This is a genomic window from Roseivivax sp. THAF197b (assembly GCF_009363255.1).
Lineage (GTDB): Bacteria > Pseudomonadota > Alphaproteobacteria > Rhodobacterales > Rhodobacteraceae > Roseivivax.
The window spans coordinates 1,683,177-1,694,630 of sequence record NZ_CP045318.1; the positions used below are offsets into that span (position 1 = coordinate 1,683,177).

Annotated in this window: 13 protein-coding genes and 1 pseudogene; 4 read left to right on the forward strand and 10 right to left on the reverse strand. The window is 60.3% G+C overall.

Features of this window, described 5'->3' with window-relative positions:
- Nucleotides 1–27: 27 nt before the first annotated feature.
- Complete coding sequence (locus FIV09_RS08365; RefSeq protein WP_152449558.1) at nucleotides 28–1,635, forward strand: FAD-dependent oxidoreductase; 1,608 nt, start codon at nucleotides 28–30, stop codon at nucleotides 1,633–1,635.
- The gene (locus FIV09_RS08370; protein ID WP_152449560.1) at nucleotides 1,632–1,826 is read left to right on the forward strand and encodes a DUF2783 domain-containing protein; all 195 of its coding nucleotides are present in this window, start codon (nucleotides 1,632–1,634) and stop codon (nucleotides 1,824–1,826) included. Before FIV09_RS08365 ends, FIV09_RS08370 begins: the two co-directional genes overlap by 4 nt.
- Before the next feature lie 19 nt (nucleotides 1,827–1,845).
- Here the strand turns inward: FIV09_RS08370 and FIV09_RS08375 are convergent, their stop codons facing one another.
- Nucleotides 1,846–2,619 (reverse strand): SDR family NAD(P)-dependent oxidoreductase, encoded by a 774-nt coding sequence (locus FIV09_RS08375; RefSeq protein WP_152449561.1) that lies wholly within the window; start codon nucleotides 2,617–2,619, stop codon nucleotides 1,846–1,848.
- 1,195 nt (nucleotides 2,620–3,814) lie between these two features.
- Between FIV09_RS08375 and FIV09_RS08380 the strand changes: the two are divergent.
- A pseudogene (locus FIV09_RS08380) lies at nucleotides 3,815–4,882 on the forward strand (helix-turn-helix domain-containing protein).
- Nucleotides 4,883–4,951: 69 nt separating this feature from the next.
- Here the strand turns inward: FIV09_RS08380 and petA are convergent.
- On the reverse strand, nucleotides 4,952–5,512 hold the full coding sequence (petA, locus tag FIV09_RS08385; RefSeq protein WP_088652793.1) for a ubiquinol-cytochrome c reductase iron-sulfur subunit: 561 nt from the start codon (nucleotides 5,510–5,512) through the stop codon (nucleotides 4,952–4,954).
- Nucleotides 5,513–5,615: 103 nt separating this feature from the next.
- Complete coding sequence (locus tag FIV09_RS08390) at nucleotides 5,616–6,140, reverse strand: hypothetical protein (protein WP_017468346.1); 525 nt, start codon at nucleotides 6,138–6,140, stop codon at nucleotides 5,616–5,618.
- Between the two features lie 186 nt (nucleotides 6,141–6,326).
- Here FIV09_RS08390 and FIV09_RS08395 point away from each other — a divergent pair, with 186 nt between their 5' ends.
- Nucleotides 6,327–6,782 carry a Crp/Fnr family transcriptional regulator gene (locus FIV09_RS08395; protein ID WP_254702075.1) on the forward strand — a complete coding sequence of 152 codons (456 nt, stop codon included), beginning with the start codon at nucleotides 6,327–6,329 and terminating at the stop codon, nucleotides 6,780–6,782.
- A gap of 5 nt (nucleotides 6,783–6,787) precedes the next feature.
- Here the strand turns inward: FIV09_RS08395 and FIV09_RS08400 are convergent, their stop codons facing one another.
- The 7 genes from FIV09_RS08400 to FIV09_RS08430 form a co-directional block, all read right to left on the reverse strand.
- Nucleotides 6,788–7,240: a DUF411 domain-containing protein gene (locus FIV09_RS08400; protein WP_012187045.1), complete on the reverse strand. Its 453-nt coding sequence runs from the start codon at nucleotides 7,238–7,240 to the stop codon at nucleotides 6,788–6,790.
- Nucleotides 7,237–8,148 carry a sterol desaturase family protein gene (locus FIV09_RS08405; protein ID WP_152449563.1) on the reverse strand — a complete coding sequence of 304 codons (912 nt, stop codon included), beginning with the start codon at nucleotides 8,146–8,148 and terminating at the stop codon, nucleotides 7,237–7,239. Before FIV09_RS08405 ends, FIV09_RS08400 begins: the two co-directional genes overlap by 4 nt.
- A gap of 6 nt (nucleotides 8,149–8,154) precedes the next feature.
- Complete coding sequence (locus FIV09_RS08410) at nucleotides 8,155–9,141, reverse strand: cation diffusion facilitator family transporter (RefSeq protein WP_152449564.1); 987 nt, start codon at nucleotides 9,139–9,141, stop codon at nucleotides 8,155–8,157.
- 1 nt (nucleotide 9,142) lies between these two features.
- The gene (locus tag FIV09_RS08415) at nucleotides 9,143–9,805 is read right to left on the reverse strand and encodes a TVP38/TMEM64 family protein (protein ID WP_007803355.1); all 663 of its coding nucleotides are present in this window, start codon (nucleotides 9,803–9,805) and stop codon (nucleotides 9,143–9,145) included.
- 3 nt (nucleotides 9,806–9,808) lie between these two features.
- Nucleotides 9,809–10,258, reverse strand: a complete 450-nt coding sequence (locus FIV09_RS08420; RefSeq protein WP_152449566.1) for a DUF6010 family protein — start codon at nucleotides 10,256–10,258, stop codon at nucleotides 9,809–9,811.
- Between the two features lie 161 nt (nucleotides 10,259–10,419).
- Entirely contained in the window at nucleotides 10,420–10,857 is a 438-nt protein-coding gene (locus FIV09_RS08425) for an ion channel (protein ID WP_244889222.1), read from the reverse strand.
- 88 nt (nucleotides 10,858–10,945) lie between these two features.
- Complete coding sequence (locus FIV09_RS08430; RefSeq protein WP_244889223.1) at nucleotides 10,946–11,434, reverse strand: rhodanese-like domain-containing protein; 489 nt, start codon at nucleotides 11,432–11,434, stop codon at nucleotides 10,946–10,948.
- Nucleotides 11,435–11,454: the final 20 nt, after the last annotated feature.

The following is an 11,454-nucleotide window of genomic DNA, read 5'->3' on the forward strand; positions in this document are numbered from 1 at the left end:
ATGGCAGAGGGAGGAGGAGACCCGCAGATGCTGGATGATCGCTACACGCTTGCGCACAAGCTTTACCCGTATGCCCGCAGCGCCGATCAGGACGCGGGCCAAGCGGTGCATCACCCCGTCATCATTATCGGCGGCGGGCCGGTGGGCATGGCGGCTGCGCTCGATCTGGGGCTGCAGGGCGTCCCGGTGCTGGTTCTCGACGACCACGAAGGCGTGGGCGAGGGCAGTCGGGCCATCTGCTTTGCCAAGCGTACGCTCGAGATCTGCGACCGGCTGGGCTGCGGCGCGCCCATGGTCGAGAAGGGCGTCGTCTGGAACCTCGGCAAGGTCTTTCACGGCGACGAGAAGGTGTTCGAGTTCAACCTCTTGCCCGAAGGCGGGCACCGCATGCCGGCCTTCATCAATCTCCAGCAGCCCTATTTCGAAAAACACCTCGTGGAGCGTATGCGCGCGGCGCAGGCGCAAGGCGCGCCCATTGAGATCCGTGGCAAGAACCGGGTCGAGGCGCTGGATATCCGCGATGACGGCGCGCGACTGGACATCACCACGCCCGAAGGCGGCTATACCCTGACCGCCGATTGGGTGCTGGCCTGCGACGGGGCGGGATCGCCCACCCGCAAGGCGTTGGGGCTGGGCTTCGAGGGGCAGGTTTTCAAGGACAGCTTTCTCATCGCCGATGTGCGGATGACAGCCGAATTCCCGACGGAGCGCTGGTTCTGGTTCGACCCGCCGTTCCGCGATGCCGGCGCCTCGGCGCTTTTGCACAAACAGCCCGACGATATCTGGCGGATCGACTTCCAGATCGGCTGGAATGCAGACCGCGAAACCGAATTGCAGGAAGACCGCATCCGCGCCCGGATCGACGCGATGCTGGGCGATGGTGTCGAATATGAGCTGGTCTGGACCTCGATCTACACCTTCCAATGCCGGCGCATGTCGTCTTTCCGACGGGGGCGCGTGCTGTTCGTGGGCGACAGCGCGCATCAAGTGTCGCCTTTCGGCGCGCGCGGCTGCAACGGCGGCATTCAGGATGCCGACAACCTGTGCTGGAAGCTTGCGGCGGTGCTGCAGGGCCGCGCGCCCGAAACGCTTCTTGAGACGTACGATACCGAACGCGGCGCGGCCTCGGACGAGAATATCCGCAACTCCACGCGGTCCACGGATTTCATCACGCCCAAATCGGAGATGAGCCGCGTGTTCCGCGATGCCGTGCTGCACCTGGCCCGCCGGCATGATTTCGCGCGGCCCTTCGTCAATTCGGGGCGGTTGTCGCAACCCTGCATCTATGATGGCTCTGTCCTTAACGGAGAGGATGCGCTGCCGGGGGCCCCGCCGCACTCGCGCCCCGGGGCGCCGGCACCGGACGCCCCGCTGGAGGGGGGATTCCTTCTCGACCGGCTGGGTGGCGCGTTCACGTTGCTGGTGCTTGGATGCCCGCCGCCCGAAGGTGTGGACATGCCGATACTGCACATCGACGCGCCGGGGCCCGACCTGTCTGCACGGTATCTGGGGAATGCCGAACGCGGCCTGTACCTGATCCGGCCCGATCAGCACGTCGTCGCCCGCTGGGCCGAGGCGGATGCCGCGCAGATCGCGGCCGCACGGGATCGGGCCTTGGGAAAGGCCGCCTCATGAGCCGTCTTGTCACAACCCGCAAAATCGCACAGCCCGATGATGCCTACGAGATGCTGCTTGCCGCGCATGAAGGCCTGTCCCGCGATGAGAGCGAGGCGCTCAATGCGCGTCTGATCCTGACGCTGATCAACCATATCGGCGACCCGGAGGTGCTGCGCGAGGCGCTCGAGATCGCAAGCCTCAAGGAGTGACGGGCCGGGTGATGGGCGCCTATCGCGGTGCCATCCGGATCGCCCCATCAAGGCGGATCACCTCGCCGTTCAGCATGGGATTGCGCGTGATCTGGCTGACCATATCCGCATATTCCTCGGGCTTGCCGAGGCGGCTCGGGAAGGGGACCTGCGCGCCGAGGGAGGTTTGCACCTCCTCGGGCAGGGTCTCCATCAGGGGCGTCAGGAAGAGGCCCGGCGCGATGGTGCAGACCCGGATGCCCTTATCCGCGAGATCGCGCGCCATGGGCAGCGTCATGCCCACGACCCCACCCTTGGAGGCCGCATAGGCCAACTGTCCAATCTGGCCATCGTAGGCGGCGACGGAGGCCGTGTTGACGATCACACCGCGCGCGCCATCCGGGTCGAGAGGGTCCTGCGCCACCATGCGCGCCGCGACCTGGCTTGCGCAATTGAACGTGCCGATCAGATTGACGCCGATCACCTTGTCGAAAAGGGCCGGATCATGCGCCGCGCCGCGAGAGACCGTCTTGGCGGCAGGGGCGATGCCCGCGCAATTCACCAGAACGCGCAGCTTTCCGACATGCGCCTCGGCCTCAGAAATCCCGTCCGCCACGGAGGCTGCATCCGCCACATCGACCTGCACGTAATGGCCCCCGATCTTCTCGGCATGGGCGCGTCCGGCCTCCGCGTTCAGATCGAAAAGCGCGACCTTCATCCCGTCCTCGGCCAAGCGGGCCGCCGTCGCGGCCCCGAGCCCGGATGCGCCCCCCGTGACGATCGCCCCTTGTCCGGTCCAGTTCTGAAAGGTCATGTCTGTGCTTCCTTTTTTCGCGTGTTCTTGAGGCGTTCATGGCAGGTTCTGCACGGCACATGCGGCGCGGGTAAAGTCGATATGTCAGATGCTTGTGCCATCACGCGCCTGCTTTTACATGCGGCGCATTCGGCGCGCGTCGCGTGCCGGATCTGCCTGTCCTCCTCATTCAGCAGAAGCTTAGACCAAGGCATCCACGCCCGAAAGGCACTGCATGCACGGGCGGGATGGCGATGGCAGCCGTTCTCGCCAACACAGGACTCACTCCGTGAAGGGACCTGCCCACTCAGCCACGAATGGCATCGTCCTCATCCGGCCGAATAAAAACTGAAGACCTTTCTTCGCGCCGAACCGGGTGGCGGCAGGTCTGTCCCATCCCTATGTTGCGCATACCGGATCGGCCACTCCTTCTGTCGATCCCAAGGAGACCGCCGAATGACGCAGACCGCAGTCACCGAAGCCGCACGCTTCTCCGTGGCCCCTATGATGGACTGGACTGGTTGATGATAAAAATCAGTAGGTTGAGAGCCGTCTTGTGCAATATTTGTGCAACTTAAAATCGGCTTCTGGCGTGCTCTGTCGGGTGTTCTGCGGTTCAAATAATTTGATCCAATTGCGGCTCGTCCGACAGGGCAAAACCCACATTCGCCTGAAGACAATCAAAATGGGCTAACTCCGTACTTGGGAGATGCAGCGCAAAAATTTTAGGTGGGATCAGGGCCGACTTGGGGGTAGTGGTGGTCAGGAAACCGATCCTCCAAGACTCAAAAGCGCGCCGATGCCAATTTTTTTTTGCAGCTTCTTCTTTGAGATATTCTGCTTTCCGTTGATCTCATCAATGGTACCCGCGGTCTTTACCCGGCTTCCATAACGCCCGGAAATCAAGCGCAATGTATAGCCCGCTACATGCCAATCTCCGGTGAAATTCTGGAGGCATTAATCGCTGGAGTAAGACTCTAACAGGGTCATGAAAATCAATCGTTCGCATTCAAAAGTGTCATGGATAAAGGACCGTTTACAAACGAATGCAAGCAAGTGTTTTCTCATTGTGCCGATGCACAATCCCCTGGTTTCCTTGCATTGATCGCGATCTGAAAGGTTCCGTCGGCAGTCGCGCGCACGTAATGTGTAAAGAGCATTGTCGACGGTCACAAAACAGCTTGGGTAATGTGCAAATAATCTGTATTTTGCACATATGATGCCACAATCGACTATTATTCCTGAAGATTTCGACGAACCCCTCGACATCGGAGAGGGGGATGAGGATGCTTCGGAAGAAGTTCTCTGGTACTTGCCGGGCCCGATCGAAGAGGAACCGGATTACCGGCCTCCCGGACCTCGGGCGGGACAGCCGGAAAAGGGCCTCATTGATGACTGGGCAAGGGCCGAAGCGGATCAGGCTGCGCTTCTGGCAAGGGTGGCCGGGCGCTTGGGTGCGCTCGATGACCGATTGGCTCGCGCGCCCAAAGGCTGGCTGCATAGGTTGGCACTGATCGAGGCGGCAGACCTGAGCTGGTTTGCAGGAGATCGCGTAGGCCCGGATCGTCTGGCGCTATGGATTTCTATGCGCCTGTCAGGCGCACAAGATGACCCAAATGCCTTGGCGCGAATTGGATGGGCCGTTCGGCGACTGACAGGCGGTCCTGACCCGATAGTCGATATCGCAGCCTTCCTCGACCGCCGCGATCCTGAAAACATCGATGAAAATGCCGAGCGCTTCGACGATCGCGCGAGCGGTTGGCTGGATTTGATGAAACAGGCCGCCGATCTTCATCCGATCACCCGCGCCTGCATGGGGTTTCATCTCTGGAGTCTTGCGGGCCTTGGGCAGCAGGGCGATCGGGTGGAAGCAGCGGTCACGGCCGCGCGCATCGCGGCTAGCGAGGGAAACGGGGCAATTTTCGCACCGTTGGCAATGGGCGGGGCAGGGGGCCTGCGCGCGAGTGGGCCATCGGCAGAGCGCCTTAAACAATGGCTCGAGGGGATGCAGACAGCTATCCTCATGGCAATGCGGCGCCTCGACGATATCCAATCATGGTCAGCGAAGGCCAAAGCAGAGATGTCAACGCTCTCAGGCAAGACACCGCCGGTCCTGAGCGCCCTGCTGACCGAATGGCCCCTCGTTTCCGCCCCGATGGCCGAAATGTGGATCGGTGCTAGCCGCGCCACCGCTCAACGCAATCTCGCCTAGATGGAAGCGAAGGGTCTAATCCGTGAAGTGACGGGGCAGGGACGGTTTCGGATGTGGAGTATTGCGATTTAGGCCGACCAGCGGCCAGTCGAAATCTGTTCCAGTTTCGAGCGCTCTGACTACAGATTATCCTTTATTGCATCACCCCAAAGTCAGCACCATCTCCTCCGAGAGCGACAAGTCCGGAATATGCAGGTTCTCAGGTGCCGGGCCTTTGCGAATGCGCCCAGCCGCGTCATAATGGGAACCGTGACAGGGGCAGAACCAACCCCCGAAATCCCCCGCCCCATCCCCCAGAGGGACACAGCCCAGATGGGTACAGACACCGATCATGACCAGATATGCCTCGTGACCCGCAATGGCCCGGTTCTCATCGCTTGCCAGCGCATCGTCGGGCAGATTTGGGTTGCGCGCCGAGCTGTCAGGCAGGTCAGAGACCGCCTGTGCCCGAGCCTGAGCCATTTCTGCCTCCGTTCGATGACGGATAAAGACAGGTTTTCCGCGCCAGTTGACGGTCAATTGCGTTCCGGGCGCGAGATCGGAAATATCAACAGTGATCTGTGCCAAGGCGCGGACATCGGCGGAGGGGTTCATCTGGTTCACCAGTGGCCAGAGCGCAGCCCCTGTTGCCACGACCCCTGCCCCGGCTGTTGCGTAATACAGGAAATCCCTGCGGGCGGTATTCTCTGACGCTTCCATCATCGGGCATGTGTCCGTGCCTCCCGCGCTGGAAGGTCAACACGCGAGATGTAACGTTTTGTCAGCGCACCTCTCTACGGATCATCAAACAGGCCTTGTCGGCGCATTAATGGTGCGGGCCCGCGCCTTTTGCCATCATGAGGTGGTGCTCCTGGTGATGCGCCCCGATGGTCATCAGACCAAAGAAACCAAGTCCCTGAATCTGCGCGGCATCGCCATCGACACTGAGCGCCACGCCATCTTCTAAGTCCTCTGTCACAACGTCCCAGCCGGTCTCGGCCGCGAGAAAGGGCGCATGGGCGGGCACCATGGCGCGGATGGCCTCGAGAACACGGGGGGTGCCCCGAATCTCGAACCGGGCCCCTTCCGGCCGCAGGGTGCGGGCGACCACGGCCTCTTGGGTCAGAAGGTCCATATCGACCAGATGGCGGCGCAATCCGTCAATATCGACCCGCTCCCAATCCGTCTCGGGATCGGCCTGCAGGATCGTTACGATTTCCGCCAAGGCGGCAAAGGCCGATTGCCCGGTTTCCTGCGGTCCGCCCATGTCGTGACCAGCCGCGGAATTGGCGTGCTGCGCGGCCACGGGTGCGGCCATCACTATGGCAAGGACGAAGGGAATGAGACGCATGGACAGGTCCTTCAATGGGGTGGTGTCATGTTTACGCTAGCAGGGGCGGATGCATCGTAATATGATTTCAATCATATGTTGCCAAACCCCTATGATCATATCCCGAGCTCAGCCCTGCGCCCAATCTCCGGCGCGGTTGGAGATACCGTATTTCACCAAGGCGACCCCACCCACGGTCTCTATGTCGTGCAAACCGGGCGCGTGCATCTCGAGCGGGTCGGTCCAGATGGCGAGCGGTTCATCATCCACCGTGCCCAAGCCGGAACAAGCTTTGCCGAAGCTTCGGTGTTTTCGGAGGTCTATCATTGCGACGCAGTCATTGTTGAGGCCGGGGCGCTGATCCGGATCGACAAGGCTTCCGTATTGGCCGCTTTTGCCGACCCGGCATTTGCCCGCGCCTATGGCCGTCAGGCGGCTCAACAGATACAGGCGCAGCGACAGATGCTGGAGATCGTCGGCATTCGGCGCGCAGAGGACCGGGTGATGGCAGGGTTGATCGCAGGCTTGCTCGAAGGCTCCATCGTCGAGTTTGCCGCTCGGTTACAATTGAGCCATGAGGCGACCTACAGGGCGCTGCGAAAGCTTGTGCAAGACGGACGGGTCATGAACCCGTCCCGCGGGATCTATCACCTGCACCCATGACCTGATCAGCTGTGGCTCGCGAAGACCGAGGTCGCGCCGTCGGAGCCAACAAGCAAGGTGTCAAAAGCGTCACCGGCCCCGGGACCGCCCATGCCGGGCGAACTCATCGGCATGCGGGGGACAGTCAAACCGCGCGCCATCGGTTGCTCTGCTAGCAGCCGCGTGATGTCCGCGGCAGGCACGTGGCCCTCGATAAAATAGTCGCCCACGACCGCCGTGTGACATCCAGCAAGTTCCGGTGCAATTTGCAGCCGATCTTTGAACGCATAAAGCGCATCCTGATCGACGTCCTGCGCCTCGACCGCGAAGCCCGCTTGCCGGACATGATCGACCCAAGCGGTGCAGCATCCGCAGGTGGGGGTTTTCAGGACTTTAATGACCGGTTCCGTGTTGGCCAGTGCTCGCAGGGGGAGTGTGGCAGCCGCTCCGGCCAGCAAGAACGTACGTCGTTTCATCATGTGTTCCTTTTTGAGTTATCCGAGACCCTAGAACTGTGTTTTCGAGAGTCCAGAGGCTGTTCCTGCTCTGTCGGCGTGAGGGTGGATGTATCCAGGGCGTGTCCGCTTGCTGGCCCGCGAAGGGGCTGGATCAACATCCTGTCGACCCAGAGGTCGCGCGTCGTGCGAAACTGCTCGATACTGATCGTCATTCCCTCGTGGCCCTTCGCGGGCTGGGCTACGTAAGTACCCATGAGGCGGTCCCACCACGGCAGGTTGAAGCCGTAGTTTGAGTTGGTTTCGCGCGGATCGACAGAATGATGCACGCGGTGCATGTCGAGTGTGACGACGATCCATCTGAGCCACCGGTCGACCGGTCTCGGCAGGTTGATGTTGGCATGGTTGAAGAGGGCAGTGGCGTTGAGGATGATCTCGAACAACAAAACCGCGACGGCGGGCGGACCAAGCGCTGCCACCAGGGCGAGCTTGATCGCCATCGAGATGAGGATCTCAATCGGATGGAAGCGTAATCCAGTGGTTGCGTCGAAGTCGAGATCCGCATGGTGCATCCGGTGCAGGCGCCACGGGGCCGGGACGGCGTGGAACATGACATGTTGCAGATAGATCGCCAGATCGAGCAGCAGCATGGACAGGATCACAGCCAACCCGAAAGGAGCCTCGATAATGTTGAACAGGCCCCAGCCCCGCTCCTCGGCCAGGACCGCCAGACCGACGGCCAGGATTGGGAAAGACAACCGGAGGATCGCCGTATCGATCACGACAAGTGCCAGGTTGTTCGACCAACGGATGACACGCGGAATGTCACGCCGCCGACGCGGGGCGGCGAGTTCCCAAAGCGCCATGGCGGCCAGCACACTCAAAAACGCCGTCAGACGAATCTCCGGCTCTGCGGCTAGTATTATGTCCATCACAGTCTACGGCCCTTCTGTGTTAGGGCTTGGGTGCGGATGCGCATCTCGCACATCAGTCTTTTCTTGCGCAGCCTTTGCAGCCGCTATCTGGACTATATCAAGATCCCGCGCGTGGCGCTCGTCGAGACACTCTGTTTCGAGCTGCAGCGTGACCATGTGAAACCCATGCTGTTCCGTCAGCCGCCGATAGGCCCTGTTCAGCAAATCCGCGGCCTCGGCGGGTGACTGATGGCGGATATGGGCGGAAAACGCGTGTTTGCCGCTGGTCAGCGTCCAGGCATGCACATGGTGAACATCCAGAACCCCGTCCTGCCCGATCAGGTCCGCTGTTACAGCGTCGAGATCCGTTCCCTCGGGCGTGCCTTCCATGAGAATGTGGACCGCTTCCTTGATTACGCCCACAGAGGCCCAGAGGAGAACCACCCCGAACGCCATGCCGAGAATCGGGTCAATCGCCAGAAAGCCGGTGAACTCGATCACAAGGGCGGTGACGATGATCAGGAGGCTGCCGACAAAGGTCTGGATGATGTGCCAGAGCGCGCCACGGGCATTCAGATCGTCCTTGCTCGATTGCCACATCAGCGCCAGAGAGACCACTTCCGTGACCAGGCCCCCGAAGGCGACCCAAAGCATGGGGCCTGTGGCCAGGTGGATCGGGTCTCCGAGCCGCATCGCGCCCATCCAGATCACCAGAAGCGCCATGCCGAGAAGAAAGCCGCCATTCACCAGCGCCCCGATGATTTCGGCGCGGTACCATCCGAAACTGCGCGTCGAATCCGCTGGACGGCGCGCAATCCGCTGCGCGGTGATGGCCACGAGAACGCCGCCAACCGCCGACAGGGTGTGAAACGCATCCGACAGGACGGCAATCGAGCCAGTCCAGAGCCCGACGGCCAGTTCAATCACGAAGTAGACGCCGGTGAGCCAGGCCGAAATCACAAGGGCCTTGCCGGAACTCGGCATGTGCCCGGCGTGAGAATGACTGGCCATATCAGCTCTCCTCCCGTTGTGTACCGGTCTTTCGCGTCGCGGCGAAGAGAACCGACAGGCCGGTAAAGCCACCGAGCGCAAGCGCGGTCCATGTGGCAGTGCGGGCATCTCCGTTCATCGCCTGGCTGCCCATGTGAGCGAGCAAAAAACTCGCTGGAATAATCCCGGCCATCGTGGCCAGCGCGAACCTCCAAAGATGCAGCTTGCTCAGACCTGCGGCGTAACTGATCATATCGAAGGACAGAAACGGCAGCAGGCGACTGCCGAAGACCAAGAAGGTCAGAGTGTTCTGCGATCCGAACAGGCCTGTGTTAATCTTCTGACCGAGATGACGCTCAACGAAGGGACGACCGAGACCGCGGGCCAGACCAAAAGCGGCAAGCGCACCGAGTTCCGCGCCAAGAACGACAAAGAGTGTCCCGAACGTGTGCCCATAAGCCGCTCCGGCGGCGAGTGCGATCGGCGCCGAGGGCAGGGGGCTTGCGACGATAGCGATTGTCATAAGCGCCACGATAACAATTGGTCCGGCAAGACCTGCCGCCTCGATCCAGCGGTCAATTTCCGCGCGATCAGGCAGGCGAATGTCAACGCCAAGGACGTCCGGGAAGGCCAATGCGACGACTCCCATCAGGAACACCGCAATAAGAAGGATGCGCATCATCATGGATCAAAACACGGCATAGAGCAGAACGAAGAACGTCGCTGCCAAAAGGTCAAAGGCCACGCAGAATGGAATATACCAGTTCGGAATCCGGGCGAGACGATAAGAATTGTGGTGTGACATGTCCCAAAGGGCGTGCAGGGCCAAGCCCAAGGGAAGGAAAGCCCAATGCCATATCAGCCCCAAAAAGGCTGCCGAGCCGAACAAAAGGGCGACGGCGAGCTCTGCCCAGAACACGCGCGCTCTGCCGTCCGCGGCGCCAAAGCCGATATAGGCACCGCCAATCAAAGAAAGCGTGATCGAAGCAAGAGCTATCGAGCTCTTTTCATCCAAAAACAGGTGAGCCGGCATTGTGAGCAAGACAAACAACACACCAACCCATACGGGAGATTTCAAGATATCCCCGTGTCGATGGTGCGATACGTGATCGCCTGTCTTTTCGAAAATCTGTGCCATGGCTTTGTACCTAGGGATTCCAGCAACTGGAAGGTCAAGGGCTATCCATCCACGCGCGCAACGCAGCGCTCACTCAACCGTTCCACGGTGAGGTCAAAGGACCGATATCAGGACGTATTTGACGCTGACGCCAAGCTCATGTCCGACGCGCGTGGCGATTTTCAGTCATCTTTCGCCTTCTGCCAGACTTGCTGGCAGGCTGAGTAAAGAAACGTCGCTGACCAGGTCAGCAACATGAAGCCCAAAAGCGATTGCAGCATCAGCAACAGTCGAAAGGGCCCGACCACCTCTATGGACGAATAGCCAAGGGTCGAGAACGAGATGCCCGTAACATAGAGAACATCCTGAAACATCGGCGGGCTGTTGCTGAACGATTGCGGCAGAACGCTTGTCACCACCATCGTATTGAACACGGCGAGCGTCACAAGTTCCAATACGTGCAGCAACAGCAACGCGGAAAACGTCAGGATGATCCGAAAGCCGGAGCCATCCGACCGCTGCGGGGAAAACTTCAGAATGCCCGATAACGCATAATGATGGACAATTCCCATCACGATCGCCGCGCATATTCCGACAAACATAGCCATCAACTCGGTCATACACCCAAACCCGTCTTCCTGTTCAAACAGGTCAATTTGACCATACATCAGGCTTTTAGCACAACGGGACCAATTGATTCTTCACTGGTCAGGCCAACGCGGGGGGCAACCCGTTCAGGGCGACATCCACCGGAACGGTCGGCAAGTTCGATGCGATCCACCCAGGCCCTTCGCCTGATCCCAACATCCCTTCCGAGATATCGGCGTAGCCCGAATAACCAGCTTGTCTCAACGCTCGAAGCAGCGATGCGGAGCGTCCGCCAGTGGCGCAGATCAGTCCAACAGTGCGATCACCGCTCAGTTCCTTGGCCCTGAACAATCGGTCCGGAAAACCGGACGCGTGCATGCTTATCGGCCATACACCAGCACCTACGCCGGTTTCTTGCCACTCTTTGTGCGTTCTGACATCGATGATCCGCGCCGTATCCGATAGAAGCGCGTCAAAGGCATTCTCTGCCGACCAGACAGATCGGCTCTGCGCCAACAGCGGTGACGCCGCGACGGTCAGCACCGTCATATGAGCACCCAGAACGAAACGGCGCCGGTTCAAATCAAGAGACATATTCGAAAACTTCATCCTTTGATCGGTTGCGATCC